The organism is Streptomyces sp. NPDC043896 (genome assembly GCF_056435605.1).
The window spans coordinates 1-21,924 of the sequence record NZ_JBWKEE010000007.1; the positions used below are offsets into that span (position 1 = coordinate 1).

At 71.9% G+C, this 21,924-nt stretch carries 21 protein-coding genes and 1 pseudogene; 7 read left to right on the top strand and 15 right to left on the bottom strand.

Going from position 1 to position 21,924, the window contains the following annotated elements; translation table 11 throughout:
- The 4 genes and pseudogenes from AC069X_RS11790 to AC069X_RS11805 all read left to right on the top strand — a co-directional run.
- Positions 1–100: pseudogene (locus AC069X_RS11790) on the top strand (IS481 family transposase); the annotation flags it as partial.
- A complete protein-coding gene (locus AC069X_RS11795) occupies positions 91–801 on the top strand; it encodes a transcriptional regulator (RefSeq protein ID WP_478728157.1) in 711 nt (236 codons plus the stop codon). The pseudogene AC069X_RS11790 and the gene AC069X_RS11795, both read left to right, overlap by 10 nt.
- A 44-nt stretch (positions 802–845) precedes the next feature.
- Positions 846–1,511: a helix-turn-helix domain-containing protein gene (locus tag AC069X_RS11800; protein WP_478727613.1), complete on the top strand. Its 666-nt coding sequence runs from the start codon at positions 846–848 to the stop codon at positions 1,509–1,511.
- A gap of 42 nt (positions 1,512–1,553) precedes the next feature.
- The gene (locus AC069X_RS11805) at positions 1,554–1,808 is read left to right on the top strand and encodes an EF-hand domain-containing protein (protein WP_478727615.1); all 255 of its coding nucleotides are present in this window, start codon (positions 1,554–1,556) and stop codon (positions 1,806–1,808) included.
- Positions 1,809–1,817: 9 nt separating this feature from the next.
- Here AC069X_RS11805 and AC069X_RS11810 read toward each other — a convergent pair whose 3' ends face one another.
- On the bottom strand, positions 1,818–2,426 hold the full coding sequence (locus AC069X_RS11810) for a TetR/AcrR family transcriptional regulator (protein ID WP_478727617.1): 609 nt from the start codon (positions 2,424–2,426) through the stop codon (positions 1,818–1,820).
- An 85-nt stretch (positions 2,427–2,511) separates the two neighbouring features.
- On the opposite strand from AC069X_RS11810, the gene AC069X_RS11815 reads away from it, so the two are divergent.
- A complete protein-coding gene (locus AC069X_RS11815) occupies positions 2,512–3,084 on the top strand; it encodes an RBBP9/YdeN family alpha/beta hydrolase (RefSeq protein WP_478727619.1) in 573 nt (190 codons plus the stop codon).
- Positions 3,085–3,090: 6 nt separating this feature from the next.
- Here the strand turns inward: AC069X_RS11815 and pyk are convergent, their stop codons facing one another.
- The gene (gene pyk / locus AC069X_RS11820) at positions 3,091–4,518 is read right to left on the bottom strand and encodes a pyruvate kinase (protein WP_478727620.1); all 1,428 of its coding nucleotides are present in this window, start codon (positions 4,516–4,518) and stop codon (positions 3,091–3,093) included.
- Between the two features lie 135 nt (positions 4,519–4,653).
- Positions 4,654–5,361: an SIMPL domain-containing protein gene (locus AC069X_RS11825; RefSeq protein ID WP_478727622.1), complete on the bottom strand. Its 708-nt coding sequence runs from the start codon at positions 5,359–5,361 to the stop codon at positions 4,654–4,656.
- A 141-nt stretch (positions 5,362–5,502) separates the two neighbouring features.
- Here AC069X_RS11825 and AC069X_RS11830 point away from each other — a divergent pair, with 141 nt between their 5' ends.
- A complete protein-coding gene (locus AC069X_RS11830; RefSeq protein ID WP_478727624.1) occupies positions 5,503–7,308 on the top strand; it encodes a bifunctional metallophosphatase/5'-nucleotidase in 1,806 nt (601 codons plus the stop codon).
- Positions 7,309–7,367: 59 nt separating this feature from the next.
- Here AC069X_RS11830 and AC069X_RS11835 read toward each other — a convergent pair whose 3' ends face one another.
- The 10 genes from AC069X_RS11835 to AC069X_RS11880 all read right to left on the bottom strand — a co-directional run bounded on the left by AC069X_RS11835 (position 7,368) and on the right by AC069X_RS11880 (position 20,115).
- The gene (locus AC069X_RS11835; protein WP_478727626.1) at positions 7,368–8,849 is read right to left on the bottom strand and encodes a peptidase M16 family protein; all 1,482 of its coding nucleotides are present in this window, start codon (positions 8,847–8,849) and stop codon (positions 7,368–7,370) included.
- 57 nt (positions 8,850–8,906) lie between these two features.
- Positions 8,907–10,316: a lysine N(6)-hydroxylase/L-ornithine N(5)-oxygenase family protein gene (locus AC069X_RS11840; RefSeq protein ID WP_478727628.1), complete on the bottom strand. Its 1,410-nt coding sequence runs from the start codon at positions 10,314–10,316 to the stop codon at positions 8,907–8,909.
- The gene (locus AC069X_RS11845; protein WP_478727630.1) at positions 10,313–11,698 is read right to left on the bottom strand and encodes a pyridoxal phosphate-dependent decarboxylase family protein; all 1,386 of its coding nucleotides are present in this window, start codon (positions 11,696–11,698) and stop codon (positions 10,313–10,315) included. Before AC069X_RS11845 ends, AC069X_RS11840 begins: the two co-directional genes overlap by 4 nt.
- Positions 11,699–12,071: 373 nt before the next feature.
- A complete protein-coding gene (gap, locus tag AC069X_RS11850; RefSeq protein ID WP_478727632.1) occupies positions 12,072–13,067 on the bottom strand; it encodes a type I glyceraldehyde-3-phosphate dehydrogenase in 996 nt (331 codons plus the stop codon).
- A 115-nt stretch (positions 13,068–13,182) separates the two neighbouring features.
- Positions 13,183–14,139, bottom strand: a complete 957-nt coding sequence (locus AC069X_RS11855) for a GlxA family transcriptional regulator (RefSeq protein ID WP_478727634.1) — start codon at positions 14,137–14,139, stop codon at positions 13,183–13,185.
- Positions 14,140–14,219: 80 nt separating this feature from the next.
- The gene (gene pepN, locus AC069X_RS11860) at positions 14,220–16,721 is read right to left on the bottom strand and encodes an aminopeptidase N (protein ID WP_478727636.1); all 2,502 of its coding nucleotides are present in this window, start codon (positions 16,719–16,721) and stop codon (positions 14,220–14,222) included.
- 112 nt (positions 16,722–16,833) lie between these two features.
- Positions 16,834–17,154, bottom strand: a complete 321-nt coding sequence (locus AC069X_RS11865; RefSeq protein WP_125817182.1) for a chorismate mutase — start codon at positions 17,152–17,154, stop codon at positions 16,834–16,836.
- A 77-nt stretch (positions 17,155–17,231) separates the two neighbouring features.
- Positions 17,232–18,392, bottom strand: a complete 1,161-nt coding sequence (locus AC069X_RS11870) for a sensor histidine kinase (RefSeq protein WP_478727639.1) — start codon at positions 18,390–18,392, stop codon at positions 17,232–17,234.
- A gap of 19 nt (positions 18,393–18,411) precedes the next feature.
- Positions 18,412–19,068 carry a response regulator gene (locus tag AC069X_RS11875; protein WP_478727641.1) on the bottom strand — a complete coding sequence of 219 codons (657 nt, stop codon included), beginning with the start codon at positions 19,066–19,068 and terminating at the stop codon, positions 18,412–18,414.
- 228 nt (positions 19,069–19,296) lie between these two features.
- Positions 19,297–20,115 carry a S1 family peptidase gene (locus AC069X_RS11880; RefSeq protein WP_478727643.1) on the bottom strand — a complete coding sequence of 273 codons (819 nt, stop codon included), beginning with the start codon at positions 20,113–20,115 and terminating at the stop codon, positions 19,297–19,299.
- Positions 20,116–20,321: 206 nt separating this feature from the next.
- Between AC069X_RS11880 and AC069X_RS11885 the strand changes: the two genes are divergently transcribed.
- Positions 20,322–20,996 (top strand): HAD family acid phosphatase, encoded by a 675-nt coding sequence (locus AC069X_RS11885; RefSeq protein ID WP_478727645.1) that lies wholly within the window; start codon positions 20,322–20,324, stop codon positions 20,994–20,996.
- Between the two features lie 57 nt (positions 20,997–21,053).
- Here AC069X_RS11885 and AC069X_RS11890 read toward each other — a convergent pair whose 3' ends face one another.
- Entirely contained in the window at positions 21,054–21,221 is a 168-nt protein-coding gene (locus tag AC069X_RS11890; RefSeq protein ID WP_478727647.1) for a hypothetical protein, read from the bottom strand.
- Positions 21,222–21,429: 208 nt separating this feature from the next.
- Positions 21,430–21,906 carry a 2Fe-2S iron-sulfur cluster-binding protein gene (locus AC069X_RS11895; protein ID WP_478728159.1) on the bottom strand — a complete coding sequence of 159 codons (477 nt, stop codon included), beginning with the start codon at positions 21,904–21,906 and terminating at the stop codon, positions 21,430–21,432.
- Between the last annotated feature and the right edge of the window lie 18 nt (positions 21,907–21,924).

Consider the following 21,924-nt stretch of genomic DNA (forward strand, 5'->3'; position numbering starts at 1 on the left):
AGACTTCCTCCACACCTACAACCACCACCGCTGCCACACCGCACTGGGCGGCCACCCGCCCATCAGCCGAGTTAACAACCCTGCGGGTCAATACAGCTAGCCCTCCTGGGCGATGGCCGAAGCCTCAACTCAGTCAGCAAGGAAACCGGGATATCCCGGGCTGCCATCCGCGCCTGGCAAACCCGAATCGACCCCCTCCCCCGCCTCAACCAGTCGGCGCCATGCTCGGGTCCTGCCGATGCGGCGGCCTACGCGTACCTCCTCGGCCTCTACCTGGGTGACGGCTGCATCAGCGCGCACCCGCGCGGCGGGCACCACCTCCGCGTCTTCTGCGACAACGCCTGGCCCGGCCTCATCCAGCAGTGCCGTGCGGCGATGCTGGCGGTACGGCCTACCGACAAGGTGTACGTGTTGCAGCGCCAGGGCTGCGTGGCCGTCACCAGCTACGGACGACACTGGACGTGTCTGTTCCCCCAGCACGGTCCGGGCAAGAAGCACGAGCGGCGAATCACCCTTGAGGGGTGGCAACAGGAGATCGTGGACGCCCAACCGTGGGAGTTCATCCGGGGCCTCATCCACTCCGACGGGTGCCGGATCACGAACTGGACCGTCCGGAACGGCAAGCGCTACGAGTACCCCCGGTACTTCTTCACCAACAAGTCCGAGGACATCACCAAACTCCTGACCGGCACCCTGGACCGGGTCGGTGTCCGGTGGAAGCAGGCGAACAAGCACAACACCTCCATCGCCCGGAAGGAATCCGTCGCCCTCATGGACGCCCACGTCGGGCCGAAGTACTGACCCCGCCTTGACCCTCCACCGGGTGGAGACCCGAGGGTGGGGGCATGGACGGCGTGACGGAGTTGTACTCGATCGGGGAGCTGGCTCGGAGGACCGGGCTGGCGGTGCGGACCATTCGGTTCTATTCCGACGAGGGGATCGTCGCGCCGGCCTGTCGTAGTCGTGCCGGGTACCGGCTGTACGGCGTCGACGCGGTAGGGCGGCTGGAGCTCGTGCGGACGCTGCGGGAGCTGGGGGTGGATCTGCCCGGCGTGCGGCGGGTGCTGGATCGGGAGCTGTCGGTGGCGGAGGTCGCCGCTGTGCACGCCGATGCGGTGGAGGTGCAGATCCGGGCGTTGCGGTTGCGTCGGGCGGTGTTGCGGTGGGTGGCCGGGCGTGGGTCCGGTGCCGAGGAGGTTCGGTTGATGCATGAGGTGACGCGGCTGTCGGGTGAGGAGCGCCGGCGGTGGGTGGAGTTGCTGGTGGAGGGGGCGGAGGAGTCGGTGGCGGCGATGGTGCGGGCTTCGGCGCCGGAGTTGCCGGAGGATCCGTCCACGGAGCAGGTGGCGGCGTGGGTGGAGTTGGCGGGGCTGGTGGGGGACGCGGGGTTCCGGGAGGTGTTCCGGCGGGCGCCGGGGGTGGTGGGGCCGGTGGACGCGCGGGTGGAGCGGTATTGGCGGTTGGTGTGGGTGGTGAACGGGTGGGAGGTGGTGCCGGGTTGGGTGCCTTAGGTTGAGGGGGTCAACCGGTGTGTGTGGTGGAGGGACGTTTCGGTGAGCGAGAAGGCTCGGGAGCTGTTCGATGCGCTGGATCTGAACCATGACGGGGAGCTGACGCGGGCCGAGGTGATTTCGGCTCTGCGTGACAAGGGGCCGACGTTGGCGGCGCGGGGGGTGCTGCCGGCCTGGGGGCTGGGGGACGCGGACGCGTCGTCGGCGTTGTTCGACGCGGCGGATCAGAACGGTGATGCGGTGTTGTCGTTCGAGGAGTTCGAGGTCGTGGTGGACCGGCGGTTCGGCTGGTCGTAGGGGTTGGGTTCAGTCGCGGCGTTCGAGGCCCCTCAGGACGGTTCTGATGTGGGCTTCGGCGTCGGCGGGGTCGAGGGGGGCGTGTTCGACGAGGAGGCGGTACCAGAAGGGGCCGAAGAGCAGGTCGGTGGCGTGGGTGAGGTCGGTGGTGGCGGGGATTTCGCCGCGTGAGAGGGCGCGGGTGAGGAGGCGGCCGACGAGTTCCCGGCGGGTGCGGGCCCAGGTGCGGAATGCTTCGGCGAAGGCGGGGTCGAGTTGGGCTTCGGCCATGAGGCCGGTGAGGGCTTTGGCGCGGACGGGGTCGCGGCCGATGGCGTAGAGGTCGGTGGTGAAGGCGGTGAGGTCGCCTTCGAGGGTGCCGGTGTCGGGTTCGGGGACGCGGGCGGTGGTTTCGTGGGCGTAGGCGTCCATGACGAGGGCGGGCTTGGACTTCCACCAGCGGTAGACGGTGCTCTTGGCGACGTTGGCGCGTTTGGCGACGCCTTCGATGGTGAGGGCGCCGTAGCCGTTTTCGACGAGGAGGGCCGCGGTGGCTTCGAGGACGGAGTGGTGGGCGTCTTCGTTGCGGATGCGTCCGCCGGTGCGGGGTTGCGGCGGGTTTTGGGGAGTGGTTGACACGCCTTCACGATAGCCCTACCGTTAATCGAAACGCTGCGTAGCGTTTCGATAAGCAGTTCGGTGCTGGGCTTCAGGGGGATGAGTCATGAGCAGGATCGTGATCGCGCACGGGTACGGAATGTCCAGTGGCGAGCACTGGTATCCGTCGGTGGCGCGGGAGCTGTCGGGTGAGGGGCACGAGGTGCGGGTGCCGGACTTCCCGGAGCCGCTGGCGCCCAATGCGGGGGCGTGGCTGAAGGAGCTGGCGTCGCAGGTGGAGGGCGTGCCGGCGGGTGGGACGGTGCTGGTGGGGCACAGTTTGGGCGGGGTGAGTGTGCTGCGTCTGCTCCAGGAGCACGACACCGCGGCCGAGGGGCCGTTCGCGGGGGTGGTGTTCGTGGCGTCGATGGCCGGTGAGGTGGGGTATGACGCGTTGGCGCCGTTCTTCTCGCCGGAGTTCGACTGGGTGCGGATCCGCGCGGCGGCTCGGGGGTTCCGGGTGTTGCACGCGGCGGATGATCCGGTGACGGGCGTGGCGACGGCGGAGCATGTGATGCGGTTCGTGACGGAGCTGGGGGCGACGGCGACGGTGACCGCGTCGGGCGGGCATTTTCCCAGTACGGGTGAGAGCCGGTTGGAGCTGCCCGACGCGGTGCGGTTGATACGTGAGGTGCTCTGAGCGGGGTCAGCGCACGGGGTCGCCGATGTGGTGGATGCGGACGAGGTTGGTCTTGCCGCTGACGCCGGGGGGTGAGCCGGCGGTGATGACGACGATGTCGCCGGGGACGCAGCGTCCGATGCGCAGGAGTTCTTCTTCGACCTGGGCGACCATGGCGTCGGTGGAGTCGACGTGGGGGCCGAGGAAGGTTTCGACGCCCCAGGTGAGGTTGAGCTGGGAGCGGGTGGCCTGGTCGGGGGTGAAGGCGAGGAGGGGAATGGGGCTGCGGTAGCGGGAGAGCCGGCGGACGGTGTCGCCGCTCTGGGTGAAGGCGACGAGGAACTTGGCGCCGAGGAAGTCGCCCATTTCGGCGGCTGCGCGGGCGACGGCTCCGCCTTGGGTGCGGGGCTTGTTGCGGTCGGTGAGGGGCGGGAGTCCCTTGGCGAGGATGTCCTCTTCGGCGGCTTCGACGATGCGGGCCATGGTGCGGACGGTTTCGACGGGGTGTTTGCCGACGCTGGTCTCGCCGGAGAGCATGACGGCGTCGGTTCCGTCGATGACGGCGTTGGCGACGTCGGAGGCTTCGGCGCGGGTGGGGCGGCTGTTGTCGATCATCGAGTCGAGCATCTGGGTGGCGACGATGACCGGCTTGGCGTTGCGCTTGGCGAGTTTGATGGCGCGCTTTTGGACGATGGGGACTTGTTCCAGGGGCATTTCGACGCCGAGGTCTCCGCGGGCGACCATGATGCCGTCGAAGGCGGCGACGATGTCGTCGATGTTCTCCACGGCCTGGGGCTTTTCGATCTTCGCGATGACGGGGAGGCGTCGGCCTTCTTCGTCCATGATGCGGTGGACGTCGTCGATGTCGCGGCCGGTGCGGACGAAGGAGAGGGCGATGACGTCGGCGCCGGTGCGCAGGGCCCAGCGGAGGTCTTCGATGTCCTTGTCGGAGAGGGCGGGGACGGAGACGGCGACGCCGGGGAGGTTGAGGCCCTTGTGGTCGGAGACCATGCCGCCTTCGATGACGCGGGTCTGGACGCGGGGGCCGTCGACGGCGGTGACTTCGAGGGTGACGCGGCCGTCGTCGACGAGGATGCGTTCGCCGGTGGTGACGTCGGCGGCGAGGCCCTTGTAGGTGGTGCCGCAGGTGTGGCGGTCGCCGTGGTGGTCCTCGACGGTGATGGTGAACTCGTCGCCGCGTTCAAGGAGTACGGGGCCTTCGCGGAAGCGGCCGAGCCGGATCTTCGGGCCTTGAAGGTCGGCGAGGATGCCGACGCTGCGGCCGGTCTCGTCGGAGGCCTTGCGTACGCGCTGGTAGCGCTCCTCGTGTTCGGCGTAGGTGCCGTGGCTGAGGTTGAGGCGGGCGATGTCCATTCCGGCTTCGACCAGGGATTTGATCTGGTCGTATGAGTCGGTGGCGGGGCCCAGGGTACATACGATTTTCGCTCGGCGCATGGGGCGAGGGTATGCCCTACCGAGGGGTAGGAAATGTGGTCCTGGTGTCTCCTCAACAACCTTTGGGCGAAAGCTTGTTGACATTTATTGAATGTGCGCGGGGGTGCTCTGATGAGCACCCCCGGAGGGGGTGGTTCAGAGCTGGGGAGGGGTCATGGTGAAGCGCGCGTTCACCTGCGCGTAGACGGTCTGGCGCTGGGGTTCCAGGTCGAGGGGCGGGGGTTCTTCGGCTCCGCCGTAGGACATGGTGCGGAGCATGCCGGCGGGGGCGGCCATGGCGACGGGGAGGGCGTTCTCGGCGCCGAGGTCGGCGAGCTCGACGAGGGCGGCGAGGTCGGCGCCGAGGGCCCGGGCGTATTCGCGGGCGCGCTGGACGGCTTCGAGTACGGCCTGGCGGCGGGCTTCGCCGTGGGCGGGTGAGGTGGGGCGCAGGGCCCACCAGGGGCCGTCGACCTGGGTGAGTTCGAGGTCGGCGAGGCGGGTGGTGAGTTCGCCGAGGGCGGTGAAGTCGTTGAGTTCGGCGGTGATGTGGACGCGGCCGTGGTAGGCGCGGACGCGTTCGCCGCGGCCGTGGCGGGTGAGTTCGGGGGTGATGGAGAAGGCGCCGGTTTCGAGCTTTTCGACGGGTTCGCCGTAGCCCTTGACCAGTTCGAGGACGGCGTTGTTGCGGCGGGTGAGGTCGTCGAGGGCGGTGCGGCGGTCGGTGCCGCGGGCGCTGACGGTGATGCCGATGCGGGCGATTTCGGGGTCGACTTCGAGGCGGGCTTCTCCGCGGACGGCGACGCGGGGGACTTCGGGGGTTCCGTAGGGCTGGTGGGTGGCGTTCGTGGCGTCCTGGGTCATGGTTTCACTCTCGCACCGTCGCCCGTACGGGTGTGGTCATCGGATCGAAACCCGAGGGGGGTGTTGCCGCTTGTTACCGGTGGGTCAGAATCTACGCGCGTCGTTCACGCTTCGTAACACGCCTCACAAGGGGAGATGGCAATGGCGTTTGACCGTAGGACGTTCATGGGGGCTTCGGCCGCCACGGGTGCCGCTGTGGCGATGGCGGGGGCCACGAGCTCCCCGGCCGCTGCCGCGGCCGCGCCGGCGAGCGGGTCGAAGGGTTCCAAGACGTACGCGTTCACCGTGATGGGCACGACCGATCTGCACGGGAACGTCTTCAACTGGGACTACTTCACGGACAAGGAGTTCGACGACAAGGCGCACAACGACGTCGGTCTGGCGAAGATCTCCACGCTGGTGAACCAGGTCCGGGCGGCGAAGGGGCGCCGCAACACGCTGCTGATCGACGCGGGTGACACCATCCAGGGGACGCAGCTGTCGTACTACTACGCGAAGGTGGACCCGATCACCGCGCGGCGGGGTCCGGTGCACCCGATGGCGCAGGCGATGAACGCGATCGGGTACGACGCGGCGGCGCTCGGGAACCACGAGTTCAACTACGGCATCCCGGTGCTGCGCAAGTTCGAGGAGCAGTGTGACTTCCCGCTGCTGGGGGCGAACGCGCTGGACGCGAAGACGCTGAAGCCGGCGTTCCCGCCGTTCAGCATGCACCGGCTGCGGACCCCGCACGGGCGGGACGTGAAGGTGGCGGTGCTGGGTCTGACCAATCCGGGCATCGCGATCTGGGACAAGGCGAACGTCCAGGGGAAGATGACGTTCCCGGGGCTGGAGGAGCAGGCGGCGAAGTACGTGCCGCGGCTGCGGTCGATGGGTGCGGACGTGGTGATCGTGTCGGCGCACTCGGGGTCGAGCGGTACGTCCTCGTACGGCGACCAGCTGCCGCACATCGAGAACGCGGCGGGTCTGGTGGCGGAGCAGGTGCCGGGGATCGACGCGATCCTGGTGGGGCACGCGCACACGGAGATCCCGGAGTACCGGGTGAAGAACAAGGCGACCGGCAAGGACGTGGTGCTGTCGGAGCCGCTGAAGTGGGGGCAGCGGCTGACGCTGTTCGACTTCGAGCTGGTGTGGGAGCGGGGCCGCTGGTCGGTGGCGAAGGTGTCGGCGCGGGTGCTGAACTCGAACACGGTCGCCGAGGACCCGAAGATCACCGGGCTGCTGGCGGACGAGCACCGCAAGGTGGTGGCGTACGTCAACCAGGTGATCGGGACGTCGACGCAGGCGATGTCCTCGGCCGAGGGGCCGGTGAAGGACGTGCCGATCATCGACCTGATCAACCACGTGCAGGCGGAGACGGTGAGGGCGGCCCTGGCCGGTTCGCAGTGGGCGGCGCTGCCGGTGCTGTCGCAGGCCTCGTGCTTCTCGCGGACGGCGGCGATACCGGCCGGCCAGGTGACGATCAGGGACGCGGCGGGTCTGTATCCGTTCGAGAACACCCTCGAAGCGCGTCTGCTGACGGGTGCGCAGCTGAGGGACTACCTGGAGTTCTCGGCGCGGTACTACGTGCGGACGGAGCCGGGTGGGGTGGTGGATCCGGCGAAGCTGACGAACGCGGAGGGCATCCCGGACTACAACTACGACGCGGTGTACGGGCTGACGTACGACATCGACATCGCGCAGCCGGCGGGTTCGCGGATCACGGGGCTGTCGTTCCAGGGCAAGCCGGTGGATCCGGCGGCGCAGTTCGTGCTCGCGGTGAACAATTACCGTGCTTCGGGCGGTGGGGCGTTCCCGCACGTGGCGAAGGCGAAGCAGCTGTGGGCGAACTCGGACGAGATCCGCAACACGATCATCCAGTGGGTGAAGGCGAAGGGCACGGTGGATCCGGCGGGGTTCGCGTCGGTGGACTGGCGGCTGACGCGGGCGGGCGTGCCGGTGTTCTAGCCGCGGCGCCTGCGACGGGGCCGGGATTCGCGGTGGCGGTCCCGGCCCCGTCGGCGTGTTCAGGGGGTGGCGGGGACGGTGCGCACCAGGTGGGCGGGGACGGCTGCGTCGAGGGCGGCGACGAGCCGTTCACCGTGGCGGGCCTGGTGGGGGTGGACGTGCATGTCGCAGCCGCAGCCGGTGAGGACGATGCGTCCGGGTCCGTCGTGGACCATGAGGGCGATCTCGTCGAAGCGGATGTCGTGCTCGTCGCGGTTGCCGTCACGGGTCACGATGCCCCAGGGCGTGAGGACGTACTCGCCGCGTTCGTGGCGCGGGGTGGTGGCGCGGCGCAGGGGGTTCATGCGGAAGACGACCGGGGTCGGGGGGTGTTCCGCGTGGAGGCGCCAGCCGTCGGAGTTGGGCAGGGGCGCGCCCTGGAGGGTCTTCAGGTCGAGGTAGGTCTGGTGGGGGACGACGACCATGGCGTCGGGCAGGACGCGCTGGAGGAAGCCGCGGACGTCCTGGGGGGTGACGGCGGCGTAGGCCTCCATGAGGGTGGTGTCGTCGCAGTACGGGACGCCGAAGTGTTCGGCGTCGACGGCCCGGTTGAGTGAGCGCCAGTGGCCGGCGGGCGCGTCGAGTTCTCCGCGCACGCCGGCGGTTGCCTCGTCGAGTTCGTCCTGGCCGGGGCCGCGCGAGGCGAGGTCGAGGGTGGTGCGCCACAGGACGTGGGCGGCTTCCTCGGCGTGGCCGTCGGCGGGGTGGAGGGTGAGGACGCGGTCGAGGGTGGAGCGGTCGCGGTGGAACCAGTGCTCGGTGGCGGCGTCCACGATGCCCCGTTCGCCGTACGCGGTGCGGTCGACGCGGCGGCCCAGTACGAGGTGGGCGGCGACGGCGGCGGGCTCCCAGGCGCGGGAGGTGAAGAGGAGGGAGACCGTGTCCAGGGCATGGTGCTGCCAGGTGCCGCCGGTTCCGGGACGCGGGCGGGGAGCGGTCCGTCGGGGGCGGGGGCCGTCGGGGAGCGGGAGGGCGAGGCCCTTGGGCGGGGGCCCGTCGAGGGCGAGGACGGCGTTGCCCCGGGTGAAGCGGGCCGCGGCATGGGTGCGGACGGTATCGGGGCCGAGCAGGGCGTACATGCCGGGGTCCTGCTGGAGGGCGAGCCCGTTGCCGTGGGGTCCGTAGCGGGCGCTGAGGGGTTCGGCGCCGCGGTGGTCCCCGGTGGCGGGGTGGTGGATGCCGAGGAGCCGGGCCACGTGTCCGAGGCGGTCCAGGGGGAGCTCGGAGAGGGCCCGGCAGACGGCCTCGAGGAAGTCGGTGACCTCCTCGGGGGTGCCCTCGGCGGCGAAGTAGGTGCGCTCTTCCTCGACATCGCTGGCGAACCGGTAGGGCCGGTCGCCGACCTCGGACATCACGAGGGCCTCGATGACCCGGGTGACGCCGAGGGTGGGGGCGGTCTCGTGCTGGATGCCGGTGCCGAAGGACAGCTCGACGGTGAGGGGGCCCGGAGTACGGGCGGGTGTCCACAGGACGGTGACCCCGTCGGCACTGGTTCGCTGCATGGCCGCGACCCTAGTGCCCGGGGTGCGGGGACGGCGGGCCGGGGTCGCCGGGGGCGGTCAGGGGTGGTCGACGAGGGGGCGGAGGTTGACGGCGGGGCGGGGGCGGGCGGGGTCCCGTTGTTCGAGGCCGAAGGTGGTGAAGGCGGTGCGGTGGGGCTGGGGGTAGGGCTCTTTGCCGGTGAGGGTGTTGAGGATGGCGGCACTGCGCCAGGCGGCGAGGCCGAGGTCGGGGGTGCCCACGCCGTGGGTGTGGCGTTCGCCGTTCTGGACGAAGACGGTTCCGCTGACGGAGGGGTCGAGGACCATCCGGTAGCGGTCGTCGATGCGGGGGCGGCCGGAGGAGTCCTTGCGCATGTAGGGGTCGAGGCCGGCGAGGAGGCTGGTGAGGGGGCGTTCCCGGTAGCCGGTGGCGAGGACGACGGCGTCGGTGGTGAGGCGGGAGCGGGTTCCTTGCTGGGTGTGTTCGAGGTGGAGTTCGACCTTGGTGGTGGCGACGCGGCCCGCGGTGCGGACGGTGACTCCGGGGGTGAGGACGGTGTCGGGCCAGCCTCCGTGGAGGGTGCGGCGGTAGAGCTCTTCGTGGATGGCGGCGATGGTGGCGGAGTCGATGCCCTTGTGGAGCTGCCATTGGGCGGGGACGAGGCGGTCGCGGACGGGTTCGGGCAGGTCGTGGAAGTAGCGGGTGTAGTCGGGGGTGAAGTGTTCGAGGCCGAGTTTGGAGTACTCCATGGGGGCGAAGGAGGGGGTGCGGGCGAGCCAGGTGAGGCGTTCGCGGCCGGTGGGGCGGCTGCGGAGCAGGTCGAGGAAGACCTCGGCCCCTGACTGGCCGGAGCCGATGACGGTGACGTGGTCGGCGCCGAGGATGCGTTGGCGGTTGTCGAGGTAGTCGGCGGAGTGGATGACGGGGACGGTCGGGGCTTCGGCGAGGGGGCGCAGGGGTTCGGGGACGTAGGGCGCGGTGCCGATGCCGAGGACGAGGTTGCGGGTGTGGGTGCGGCCGAGGGCTTCGGCTTCGCCGTCGGGGTCGAGCCGGGTGTAGTCGACTTCGAAGAGGTCGCGTTCGGGGTTCCAGCGGACGGCGTCGACCTGGTGGCCGAAGTGGAGGCCGGGGAGGCGGCCGGCGACCCAGCGGCAGTAGGCGTCGTATTCGGCGCGCTGGATGTGGAACTGCTCGGCGAAGTAGAAGGGGAAGAGGCGTTCCTTGTGCTTGAGGTAGCTGAGGAAGGTCCAGGGGCTGGCGGGGTCGGCGAGGGTGACGAGGTCGGCGAGGAAGGGGACTTGGAGGGTGGCTCCGTCGATGAGGAGTCCGGGGTGCCAGCGGAAGTCGCGGCGCTGGTCGTAGAAGGCGGTGGCGAGCCGGTCGGCGCCTTGGGCGGGGAGGCCGTGGGCGAGGGCGGCGAGGGAGAGGTTGAAGGGGCCGATGCCGATTCCGACGAGGTCGTGGGGTGCATCGAGCTGGGCGGTCATCGGTGGGTGCTGCCTTCCAGGAGGGCGACGAGGGTGTCCAGGTCCCGCGTGGTGGTGTGGGGGTTGAGCAGGGTCGCCTTGAGCCAGAGCCGGCCGTCGGCGGTGGCGCGGCCGAGGACGGCGGTGCCGTCGTGGAGGAGGGTGCGGCGCAGGGCGGCGGTGTGGTCGTCGTCCGTGGGGGTGGGGCGGAAGAGGACCGTGGTGATGGTGGGGTGCGCGTGGAGTTCGAAGCCGGGGTGTGCGTCGAGGAGTTCGGCGAGCCGGTGGGCCGTGGCGCAGGTGTGGTCGATGAGCCGGGCGAGGCCGTCGCGGCCGAGTGAGCGCAGGGTGGCGGCGATCTTGAAGGCGTCGGGGCGGCGGGTGGTGCGCAGGGAGCGGCCGAGGAGGTCGGGGAGGCCGGCTTCGGTGTCGTCGGTGGCGTTGAGGTAGTCGGCCTGGTGGGCGAGGGGGGTCAGGAGGCTGGTGTCGGGGACGGCGAGGAGGCCGGCCGCGACGGGTTGCCAGCCGAGTTTGTGCAGGTCGAGGGTGATCGACCGGGCGCGGTGGAGGCCGTTCAGCTTGGTGCGGTGGCGGGGGCTGAAGGCGAGGGCTCCGCCGTAGGCGGCGTCGACGTGGAGTTCGGCGCGGTGGTGTGCGCAGACGTCGGCGAGGGCGTCGAGGGGGTCGATGAGCCCGGCGTCGGTGGTTCCGGCGGTGGCGGTGACGAGGGCGGGGCCGGGGGTGCGGGCGAGGGCCTCGTCGAGGGTGGCGGGGTCGAGGGTGCCGCCGGGGGTGGGGAGGGCGGTGGCGGGGGGCAGGCCGAGGAGCCAGGCGGCGCGGGGGACGGAGTGGTGGGCGTTGGCGCCGTGCAGGACGGTGAGGGCGTGGCCGTGGCGTTCGCGGGCGAGGAGGAGGGCCAGTTGGTTGGCTTCGGTGCCGCCGGTGGTGAGGAGGGCGTCGGCGCGCGGGGTGTCGTAGAACTCGGCGGCGAGGGCGCGGGTGAGGAGCGCCTCGATGGCGGAGGCGGCCGGGGCCTGGTCCCAGGAGTCGAGGGAGGGGTTGAGGGCGCTGACGGCGAGGTCGGCGGCGGCCGCGAGGGCGAGCGGCGGGCAGTGCAGGTGGGCCGCGCACAGCGGGTCGGCGGGGTCGGCGGCGCCGGCGGCCAGGGTGTGGACGAGGGTGGCGAGGGCTTCGTGGTCGCCGGTGCCGTGGGTGGGGAGTACGTCGCCCAGTGCTGCCCGCACGCGGGCCGTGACGGTGTCGGGGCCGCCGGCGGGGAGGGGGCCTTTGCGTTCCGCGGCGCCGGTGTGGAGGGCGGTGAGGACGGTGTCGAGGAGGGGGCGGAGGGCGTCCGGGCCGTGGGCTCCGCCGGCGAGCGGGGGCGCGGGGGCGGGCTCGGTCATGGGCGGGCCTCCGGGGCAGGCGGACCGGCGGATCCGCTGTGCGGGGCCGGGGGTGGGCGGGACACCCTGCCGGTACAACGATCAGACCCGAATGGGGTAACCGGTTCGGGGCCGGTGCGTTGCCGGCTGTCTGCCGGGGTGGGGGCCGCTGCTCTGGGCGGGTCCCCCGGCCGCTGCGCGGGGCGGGTCCCCCACCCGCCCTTCCACCGTTCCCCGGGGCTCCGCCCCGGACCCCGCGCCTCGGACGCCCGCGGGGCTGGTGGGTGCCGGTGGGGCTGGGTCTCGCTGCGGTGTGCGGGCATGGCTGAGCGCCGCAGTTGCCAGGTCAGTACCAACTGCGGCGCTCGGTATGGGGGCCCGGAGGGCCTGGGGGTCAGCCTGCGAGGAGGGTGAGGGTGTCGATCACGCGGTTCGAGAAGCCCCACTCGTTGTCGTACCAGGCGACGACCTTGACGTGGCGGCCCTCGACGCGGGTGAGCTCGGAGTCGAAGATCGACGAGGCGGGGTTGCCGGTGATGTCGGAGGAGACCAGCGGGTCGTCCGAGTACTCCAGGACGCCGGCCAGCCGGCCTTCGGCCGCGGTGCGGTAGGCCTCCAGGACCTGCTCGCGGGTGACGTCGCGGGCGACGGTGGTGTTGAGCTCGACGATGGAGCCGACCGGGACCGGTACGCGGATCGAGTCGCCCGACAGCTTGCCGTCGAGCTGAGGCAGGACGAGGCCGATGGCCTTCGCGGCGCCCGTCGAGGTCGGGACGATGTTGACGCCGGCGGCGCGGGCGCGGCGCGGGTCGCGGTGGGGGCCGTCCTGGAGGTTCTGCTCCTGGGTGTAGGCGTGCACCGTGGTCATGAAGCCGTGCTCGATGCCGGCGAGGTCGTCGAGGACGGAGGCCAGCGGCGCGAGGGCGTTGGTGGTGCAGGAGGCGTTCGAGACGACCGTGTGCAGGTCCGCGTCGTAGGCGTCGGTGTTGACGCCGTAGGCGAGGGTGACGTCGGCGCCGTCGGAGGGGGCGCTGACGAGGACCTTGCGGGCGCCGGCCTTGATGTGGGCGCGGGCGGCCTCGGCGGAGGTGAACCGGCCGGTGGCTTCGAGGACGAGGTCGACTTCGAGGTCGGCCCACGGCAGCTGGGCGGGCTCGCGTTCGGCGAGGACCTTGATGCGGTGGCCGTCGACGACGAGGACGTCGCCCTCGACGGTGACCGGGCGGCCGAGGCGGCCGGAGGTGGTGTCGTAGGCGAGCAGCCGGGCGAGGGTCGCGGGTTCGGTGAGGTCGTTGATCGCGACGACCTGGAGGTCGGTGTCGCGTTCGAGGAGCGCGCGCAGCACGTTGCGTCCGATGCGGCCGAATCCGTTGATGGCGATGCGAGTCATGTGTGCGTGTCCCTTCTGTTCGCGCCTTCAGGTTCGCGTGCTGCGTGCGGGCGTGACAGGGGCGGGATCGCCACTGTTCAAAAGGATCTCGCCATCGCCGGGGAGGTGGTCGCGGTCATTGGCCGTGGGTGAAGGTGCGGCGGTATTCGGTGGGGGTGGTGTCGAGGATGCGCTGGAAGTGCAGGCGCAGGTTGGCGCCGGTGCCGAGGCCGACGTCGGCGGCGATCTGCTCGACGCCGCGTTCGGAGCGTTCGAGGAGTTCGCGGGCGAGGTCGATGCGGGCGCGCATGACCCATTGCATGGGGGTGTATCCGGTGTCCTCGACGAAGCGGCGCGAGAAGGTGCGGGGCGAGACGGCGGCGTGCTGGGCGAGGGCTTCGAGGGTGAGGGGCTCGCCCAGGCGGTGCAGGGCCCATTCGCGGGTGGCGGCGAAGCGTTCGCCGAGGGGTTCGGGGACGCTGCGGGGGACGTACTGGGCCTGGCCGCCGCTGCGGTAGGGGGCGGCGACGAGGCGGCGGGCGGCGTGGTTGGAGGCGGCGACGCCGAGGTCGCGGCGCAGGATGTGCAGGCAGAGGTCGATGCCGGAGGCGGCGCCGGCGGAGGTGAGGACGCTGCCTTCGTCGACGAAGAGGACGTTCTCGTCGACGTGGACGCGGGGGTGTTTGGCGGCGAGGGCGCGTGCGTAGTGCCAGTGGGTGGTGGCGCGTTTGCCGTCGAGGAGGCCGGTGGCGGCGAGGGCGAAGGCGCCGGTGGAGATGGCGGCGAGGCGGGCGCCGCGCCGGTGGGCGGCGGTGAGGGCGTCGAGGACGGCCTCGGGCGGGTCTTCGCGGTCGGGGAAGCGGTAGCCGGGGACGAAGACGATGTCGGCCCAGGCGAGTGCGTCGAGGCCGTGGGTGACGTAGTAGGAGAGGCCGTCGCCGCCGGTGACGAGTCCGGGTGCGGCCCCGCACACCCGGACCTCGTACGGCATGCTCGCGCGGGTCGTGAAGACCTGTGCGGGGATGCCGACGTCGAGGGGTTTCGCCCCCTCGAGCACGAGAACGGCGACGCGATGCAGGTGGGAGGGCGGCACGGGACAAAGGGTACGCGGGTGGGCCCGTCGGGCGGCGGGGGTGGTGCCGGGGCCGCCCGACGGAGGGGGTGCGTACGGGGTCAGGCGCCGCGGACGCGCAGGGCGCGGGCGAGGTCGTCGAGCTGGTCGACGAGGACGCGGCGCAGCATGGGGATGATCTCGGGGTTTTGGAGGCAGGCGTGGCCGGCCTCCAGGTGTGCGGGGTCGGCGGCGTGGACGGGGAAGGCCCAGCGGCCGGCGGCTTCGCCGATGGCGGGTCCGCGGCGGGCGGCGAGGGCGACGGCCTCGGGGTAGTAGCGGAGGACGTAGTCCTGGACGAGGTCGGCCTGTTCGGGCTGCCAGAAGCCGTGGGCGGTGGCGGTGAAGAGGTAGTTGGACAGGGTGTCGTCGTGGAAGAGGCTCTGCCAGGCGGCGGCCTTGGCTTCGGGGGTGGGCAGGGAGGCGTGGCAGCGGGCGGCGCCCTGCCGGCCGGTGGCGCTGGGGTCGGCGGCGAGGGCGGCGTCGATGGTGGCTCCGTCGACGGCTCCGAGGACGGCGAGGCGGGCGAGGACGCGCCAGCGGAGTTCGGGGTCGAGTGCGGGGCCGCCGGTGACGGTGCCGTCGGCGAGCCAGCCGGCGAGGGTGTCGGGCTGGGTGGCGCTGTCGATGAGGGTGCGTACGGCGGCGAGGCGCAGGCCGGGGTCGGTGCCGTCCTCGGTGCGGCGCAGGAGGTCGCGGGTGGCGGAGGTGATGAGGCCGAGGGCGGTGTCGCGGTCGGCGGGGGCGACGTAGCGGTCGGCGATCTGGGTGCGGGCGAAGCCGAGGACGCCCTGGACGACGGCGAGGTCGGATTCCTCCGGGATGTGGGCGTCGAGGGTGTGGAGGTAGTCGAAGGGGTCGAGTTCGCCGTCGCGGACCATGTCGCGCAGGGAGCCCCAGACGACGGCGCGGGTGAGGGGGTCGGGGATGCGGGAGAGGCCGCGGAGGGCGGTTTCGAGGGAGGTCTCGTCGAGGCGGATCTTGGCGTAGGTGAGGTCGCCGTCGTTGAGGACGAGGAGGTCGGGGCGGGGGCCGGCGGCGGAGAGGACCTCGTCGGTGGGGACGTCGAGGTCGAGGAGGCCGGTGCGTTCGAGGCTGCCGTCGGCGGCGCGGGCGTAGGTGCCGGCGGCGATGCGGTGGGGGCGGCTGCCGTCGCGGTCGACGGTGAGGGTCCAGCCGGCGGCGCTGTCCTGGATGCGGGGGGTGAGGGTGTCGGTGCCGGTGGTGCGCAGCCAGGCTCCGGCCCAGGTGTGGACGTCGCGGTCGGTGTGCGCGGCGAGGGAGTCGACGAAGTCGGCGAGGGAGGCGTTGGCGAACTTGTGGCGGGCGAAGTGGGTGTTGATGCCGGCGAGGAAGTCCTTCTCGCCGAGCCAGGCGACGAGCTGGCGCAGGGCGGAGGCGCCCTTGGCGTAGGAGATGCCGTCGAAGTTGAGGAGGGCGGAGGCGGTGTCGGGGACGTCGTCGGGGCCGGGGGCGACGGGGTGGGTGGAGGGGCGCTGGTCGGCGGCGTAGCCCCAGGGCTTGCGTTCCATGCCGAATTCGGTCCAGGTGCCGGTGAAGCGGGTGGCTTCGGTGAGGGTCTGGTAGCCCATGTACTCGGCGAAGGACTCGTTGAGCCAGATGTCGTCGAACCAGGCGAGGGTGACGAGGTCGCCGAACCACATGTGGGCCATCTCGTGGGCGATGACCATGGCGCGGCGCTGGCGTTCGGTGTCGGTGACGGCGGAGCGGAAGACGAACTCGTCGCGGAAGGTGACGAGGCCGGGGTTTTCCATGGCGCCGGCGTTGAACTCGGGGACGAAGGCCTGGTCGTAGGAGTCGAAGGGGTAGGGCTCGGTGAACTTCTCGTGGTAGCGGTCGAAGCAGGCGGTGGTGACGGAGAGGATCTCGTCGGCGTCGGCGTCGAGGTGGGGGGCGAGGGACTGGCGGCAGTGGATGCCGAAGGGCAGTCCGGCGTGGGTGGTGGTGACGCTGTGCCAGGGGCCTGCGGCGATGGCGGCGAGGTAGGTGGAGATGACGGGGGTGGCGGCCGACTGCCAGACGCCGGCTCCGTCGCCGTCGCGGTTGCCGAAGTGGGTGGTGATGCCGTTGGTGAGGACGGTCCAGTGTGCGGGGGCGGCGACGGTGAATTCGAAGACGGCCTTCAGGTCGGGCTGGTCGAAGGCGGGGAAGACGCGCTGGACGTCGTCCAGGAACATCTGGGAGTAGACGTACGTCTCGCCGTCCGCGGGGTCGGTGAAGCGGTGCAGTCCTTCGCCGGTGCGCGAGTAGCGCATGCGGGCGTCGATGTGCAGCTCGTGGGCGCCGGGGGTGAGGCCGGTGAGCGGGAGGCGGTTGCCGTCGAGGGCGGCCGGGTCGAGGGGGGTGCCGTCGAGGGTGGCGCGGAGGAGTTCGTCCGGCTTGAGCTCGACGAAGGTGTCTCCGGCGGTGCGGGCGGTGAACCGGATGACGGTGGCGGACTCGAAGGTCTCGTCGCCGGTGGTGAGGTCGAGGCCGACGACGTAGTTGTGGACGTCGAGGAGCTGGGCTCGGAGCTGCGCTTCGGTGCGCGTCAGTGCGGACATGGGCCCATGCTGCCGGATGGCCGGGCCCGGTCCCAGGGGGTGCCGCGGCCGGTGGCGCGGACGGCGGGAGGGGTGTCGGGCCGGGTGGCGGGGCCCGGCCCGGGGCGGGGTGCTACTCCTCGCCGGCGGCGATGGTCTCGTGGTGGCGGATGACTTCGGCGATGATGAAGTTGAGGAGCTTCTCGGCGAAGGCCGGGTCGAGCTTGGCGCTCTCGGCGAGCTGGCGCAGGCGGGCGATCTGGCTGGCCTCGCGGCCCGGGTCGGCCGGGGGCAGCTGGTGCTTGGCCTTGAGGTGGCCGACCTGCTGGGTGCACTTGAAGCGCTCGGCGAGCATGTGGACCACGGCCGCGTCGATGTTGTCGATGCTGTCGCGCAGGCGGGACAGTTCGGCGGTGACGTTCTCGTCGATCTCGTCGATGTCGCTGTTGTTCATGGTTCCCGAGAATACGTGGCGGGCGTCGGCGGCACCTCTGTCAGTCGGTCCGTGAGACGCGGGCGGGTGTGCCGGGGTCACAGGGGCAGGCGGGCGGTGACGAGCCAGCCGCCTTCGGGGGCGGGGCCCGCGGTGAGGGAGCCGCCGAGGGCTTCGGCGCGTTCGGTCATTCCGGCGAGGCCGTAGCCGCCGCCGCGGGCCTTTTCGGAGAGTCTGGCGGGGTGGCCGCCGTCGTCGGCGACGCGTACTTCGAGTCCGGTGGGGCCGGTGCGCAGGCCGACGCGGACGGCGGTGGCGGTGGCGGCGTGTTTGGCGATGTTGGTGAGGGCTTCGAGGACGATGCGGTGGGCGGTGGCGGCGACGTGGTCGGGGAGGCGGGCGTCGAGGCCCTGTTCGATGTAGAGGACGACGGGCGGGCCGGTGGCGGAGAGGCGTTCGGTGAGCGCGCGGATGTCGGCGAGGCCGGCGACGGGGGTGGTGGGCGGTCCGGTGGCGGTGGCGGGGCCGTCGTCCTCGCGGAGGATCTTGACGAGGCGGCGCATGGAGCCGAGGGCTTCGTCGCCGGCGGTTTCGATGCGGCCGAAGATCTCGGCGGCGCGGTCGGCGCCGACGTGGGTGAAGCGGGCGGCGCGGGCTTCCACGACGATGCCGGTGACGTGGTGGGCGACGAGGTCGTGGAGTTCGCGGGCGAGTTCGAGGCGTTCGGCGGTGCGTACGGCGCGCAGTTCGCGGACGCGCTGGACGGCCTGGAGCCGCAGCAGGAGGGAGTAGGCGGTGACGACGACGGCCAGCACGGAGAAGAGCAGGGTGAAGCGGCCGGGGCTGGTGTCGCGGACGGGGGCGGCCATGCAGCCGAGGCCGAGGAGGGGGGCGAGGACGGCGGCGGTGCGGGCGGGGGCGCGCAGCAGGACCTGGGAGAGGAGGACGAGGAGGGCGATGGCTTCGCCGGCGCCCCAGACGATGACGGGGCGGTTGCCGAAGACGAGCAGGAGGGTGACGGTCCAGGTGGTGGTGGCGGCGAACGAGGCGCGGGCCAGGAGGGGGATGCCGGGCCAGGGGGCGGCGCTGAGGCAGACGAGGAGGCCGGAGGCCCAGACGGCGGCGTGCGGGGGGCTGGGCCGGCGGGCGAGGACGACGCCTTCGAAGGTGACGAGGGCGAGCAGGAGCAGGCAGAGCAGGAGCCTGATCAGGTCGGCGGCGCGGGGGTGGCGTCGTGCCCAGGAGGCGAGGGGGCTCATGCCGGGCCTCCGGGCGGGGTCACGCCGCGGTGGCGGCGAGGCCGCTTTCCCAGGCCCAGGCGGCGATCTCGACGCGGTTGCGGGCGTCGAGTTTGGCCTGGACGTTGGCGAGGTGGGTCTTGACGGTGGAGAGGGAGACGTAGAGCTCGGCGGCGATCTCGGCGTTGGTGAGCCCGCGGGCGAGGCAGCGTACGACGTCCCGTTCGCGTTCCGTGAGGGGTTCGGCGGGGTGGCGGGCGGTCTGGGCGGCGGGCATGCGCGGGGCCATTTCGCGCAGCAGCCGTACGGTGATGGCGGGTGAGACGAGGGAGTCGCCGACGGCGGCGGCGCGGACGGCTTCGACGAGCATGGCGGGGCTGGCGTCCTTGAGGAGGAATCCGGACGCTCCGCCGTGCAGGGCCGCGTGGACGTATTCGTCGAGGTCGAAGGTGGTGACGATGACGATGCGCGGGGTGTCCTGGCCGGAGAGCCGGCGGGTGACTTCGAGGCCGTCGAGTTTCGGCATGCGGATGTCGAGGAGGAGGACGTCGGGCCGGTGTTCGGCGACGGCCGCCAGGGCCGCCTCGCCGTCGACGACGTCCGCGACGACCTCCATGTCGGGCCGGCTTTCGAGGATCATCCGGAATCCGGTCCTGACCATTTCCTGGTCGTCCGCGATGACCACTCTGATCGTCATGTGCTGCCTGCCCCGCTGTCGACCGCCGTTGCCGCTGGATGCCTCCCATGGGACCCGTGCGTGCTGCCGCCCGCAACCGGAGGGTGGACGGCACCGGATTCGACGGTACGGGTGCGGGGGCTGCCGTGCCTCGTCCTTCCGGCCGGTTCGGGTCCGGCCGGAAGGACGAGGGCGTGGGCGTGGGTGCGGTCGTGGGTGGGGGTGGGGGTGGTGGCGGAGCGGGCCGGGTTACAGGGTGGCGGCGGCCGCCTTGATGTCGGCGGCGAAGGTGGAGACCTCCGTGTACACGCCGGGGTAGCCGGCGCGGGCGCAGCCCTCGCCCCAGCTGACGATGCCGACCTGGATCCAGGCGTTGGCGTTGTCGCGGCGGAACATGGGGCCGCCGGAGTCGCCCTGGCAGGTGTCCACGCCGCCCTGGGCGTAGCCGGCGCAGATCTCCTCGGCCGGGACGAGGGCGTTGCCGTAGGAGCTCTGGCAGGAGGCGTCGGAGACGAAGGGGACCTGGGCCTTGAGCAGGTAGCGCTGCTGGCTGCCGCCTTCTCGGGCGGCGCCCCAGCCGGCGACGGTGAAGGTGCCGCTGTCGTAGGCCTTGGTGTCGGCGATCTTGAGGGTGGGCAGGTTGATCGGCTTGGCGAGCTTGATGAGGGCCCAGTCCTTGCCCGTGCCGTTGTAGCCGGGGGCCTGGAGGACCTTGGTGGACTTGACCTTGACGGCGCTGCTGCTCTGGAGGTCGACGACGCCGGCGGTTGCGGTGATGGAGGTGTTGTTGCCGGAGCCGCTGACGCAGTGGGCGGCGGTGAGGACGATCTGCTGGGTGTAGAGGGAGCCTCCGCAGCCCATGGAGAGGCGGACCATGAAGGGGAACTCGCCTTGTGCGGCGCGGGTTCCGCCGACGACGGGGGTGGGTGAGGCGTTGGCGCCGGTGGGCGCGAGGCTGACGGCGGCGAGGGTGACGGCGCCGACGGCGAGGGCGCGCTTGACGATTCTGCCAAGGGTGGTCACGGTCAACACACTGCCTTTCGTGGGGGGTTGGGCCGTGCGCGTCATCGGGTGAATGACGCGTCCATGACACATCCGCCAAGCGACCGCCATCAAGAAGGCCTTTTCGGACAACTTCCGACGCCGCCGCCCCGAGGCGGAAGATCCTTCACCGGGCGGCCACGAAAAGTTTCCTACCGGCCAGTAGACATGGGTGCGGTTCTGGCCAACCCTGGTCACGTACATGCCAAGCCGTGACCGAGGAGCGCCCCCACATGCGCATCAGCCGCCGCACCCGCACGTCCCGCACCGCCGCCGCCACCGTGACCGTCGCCGCCGCCGCGATGGCCCTGCTCCCGGCCACCGCCGCCGGAGCCGCCCCCGTCGCCCCCGCGCCGGTCACCGCGACCGCCACCGCCTCCGCCCCCGGCGGGAACGCGGCGATCCTCGGCATCGACTACGCCACCTGGCAGCGCGACGTGGCCGCCGTCATCGACGCCGCCCGCCCCGCCATCGAACAGCGCATCGCGGCCTCCCCGGCCGGCGAGAAGCCCGCGATCGTCCTCGACATCGACAACTCGTCGCTGGAGACGGACTTCCACTGGTTCTGGACCTTCCCGACGCCCGCCATCGAGAAGGTCCGCGCGCTGACCCAGTACGCGAACCAGCGCGGGGTGGCGATCTTCTTCGTCACCGCCCGCCCGGGGATCATCTACTCCCTGACCGAGCGGAACCTGAAGGCGGTCGGCTACCCGGTCAACGGACTGTACGTACGGGACCTGCCGGCGCTGTTCGAGCAGGTCAGCGCGTACAAGACGGCCAAGCGCGCCGAGATCGAGGCGCGCGGCTACACGATCATCGCCAACATCGGGAACAACGAGAGCGACCTCGTCGGCGGCCACGCCGAGCGCACCGTCAAGCTCCCCGACTACGGCGGCAAGCTGTCCTGACCCGGCACGCCGGGGCGGCCGCCCACCCGGCGGCCGCCCCCCTCCGGCCGCGGCGCCTCAGCCGCCGCAGCCGTAACGCCGGCTGCTGCCCCAGCTCTCCTCGTTCGTCCGGTGGGTGACGCCGGAGCCGCCGGAGCCGCCCTCTCCGGGCGCCTCGGGCACGCCGAAGAAGACCGCGCCCAGCACACCGAGCAGGCCGGGGCCGCCGAGGAAGATGGCCGGCATCCACCACGCGCGACTCCGTCAGGGCCGGGCGGCCGCGGCGCCCCGCGACCCGGAGCCGGCGGTACCGGCGAGGGCGACGGACAACATGATGGGTTGGCTGCGGTTCAGCGAGTGGATGTAGCGGGTAGTCATATGGCAGCGCACGAGTGGAGTTCCGGGCCCGACCCCTCGCCAGGGGGCCGGGCCCGGAGCCGTTCCACGGCCCGGACTACCCGTCGAAGGTGATCCGGACCCGGTCGGTCAGCGGCAGTGCCTGGCAGGCCAGGCCGTAGCCCCCGGCCAGGTCCTCGCCGTCCAGGACCTCGTCGCGGACCAGCTCCGCCCCGCCCTCCACCACCCGGCAACAGCAGGCGCCGCACGCCCCTTCGCGGCAGGAGTACGGGGCTTCGAGCCCGGCCGCGGGCCCGGGGTGCGCAGGAGGCGGCGGCCGGGACGGGGGTGCCGGGGCCGCAGCTCCGTGGTGTCGGGGAGGTGGCCGTAGCCGGGTTCGCGGACGCCCGTCATGGCCTGCATGACGGGCGACGAGAGGCCGGCCTTGCGGCCGGTCACGGTGGCGCCGGCCGCGCGGCGGTGGCGGGCTGGAGGGAGCGTTCCCGCTGCGCGGGAAAGGGCGGCGGGGGGGGGGGGGGGGGGGGGGGGGGGGGGGGGGGGGGGGGTGCCCCCCCCCCCCCCCCCCCGGCAGCAGCCAAAACCACCCCGTCCT

Bases quoted from the DNA above. Each gene is read 5' to 3' on its own strand.
- AC069X_RS11845 (WP_478727630.1), bottom strand. From the start codon at position 11,698: ATGACCGAGCCCGCCCCCGCGCCCCCGCTCGCCGGCGGAGCCCACGGC.
- pepN (WP_478727636.1), bottom strand. From the start codon at position 16,721: ATGTCCGCACTGACGCGCACCGAAGCGCAGCTCCGAGCCCAGCTCCTC.
- AC069X_RS11815 (WP_478727619.1), top strand. From the start codon at position 2,512: ATGAGCAGGATCGTGATCGCGCACGGGTACGGAATGTCCAGTGGCGAG.
- pyk (WP_478727620.1), bottom strand. From the start codon at position 4,518: ATGCGCCGAGCGAAAATCGTATGTACCCTGGGCCCCGCCACCGACTCA.
- AC069X_RS11830 (WP_478727624.1), top strand. From the start codon at position 5,503: ATGGCGTTTGACCGTAGGACGTTCATGGGGGCTTCGGCCGCCACGGGT.
- AC069X_RS11825 (WP_478727622.1), bottom strand. From the start codon at position 5,361: ATGACCCAGGACGCCACGAACGCCACCCACCAGCCCTACGGAACCCCC.
- AC069X_RS11800 (WP_478727613.1), top strand. From the start codon at position 846: ATGGACGGCGTGACGGAGTTGTACTCGATCGGGGAGCTGGCTCGGAGG.
- AC069X_RS11885 (WP_478727645.1), top strand. From the start codon at position 20,322: ATGCGCATCAGCCGCCGCACCCGCACGTCCCGCACCGCCGCCGCCACC.
- AC069X_RS11870 (WP_478727639.1), bottom strand. From the start codon at position 18,392: ATGAGCCCCCTCGCCTCCTGGGCACGACGCCACCCCCGCGCCGCCGAC.
- AC069X_RS11865 (WP_125817182.1), bottom strand. From the start codon at position 17,154: ATGAACAACAGCGACATCGACGAGATCGACGAGAACGTCACCGCCGAA.
- AC069X_RS11880 (WP_478727643.1), bottom strand. From the start codon at position 20,115: ATGACGCGCACGGCCCAACCCCCCACGAAAGGCAGTGTGTTGACCGTG.
- AC069X_RS11890 (WP_478727647.1), bottom strand. From the start codon at position 21,221: ATGCCGGCCATCTTCCTCGGCGGCCCCGGCCTGCTCGGTGTGCTGGGC.
- gap (WP_478727632.1), bottom strand. From the start codon at position 13,067: ATGACTCGCATCGCCATCAACGGATTCGGCCGCATCGGACGCAACGTG.
- AC069X_RS11835 (WP_478727626.1), bottom strand. From the start codon at position 8,849: ATGCAGCGAACCAGTGCCGACGGGGTCACCGTCCTGTGGACACCCGCC.
- AC069X_RS11840 (WP_478727628.1), bottom strand. From the start codon at position 10,316: ATGACCGCCCAGCTCGATGCACCCCACGACCTCGTCGGAATCGGCATC.
- AC069X_RS11875 (WP_478727641.1), bottom strand. From the start codon at position 19,068: ATGACGATCAGAGTGGTCATCGCGGACGACCAGGAAATGGTCAGGACC.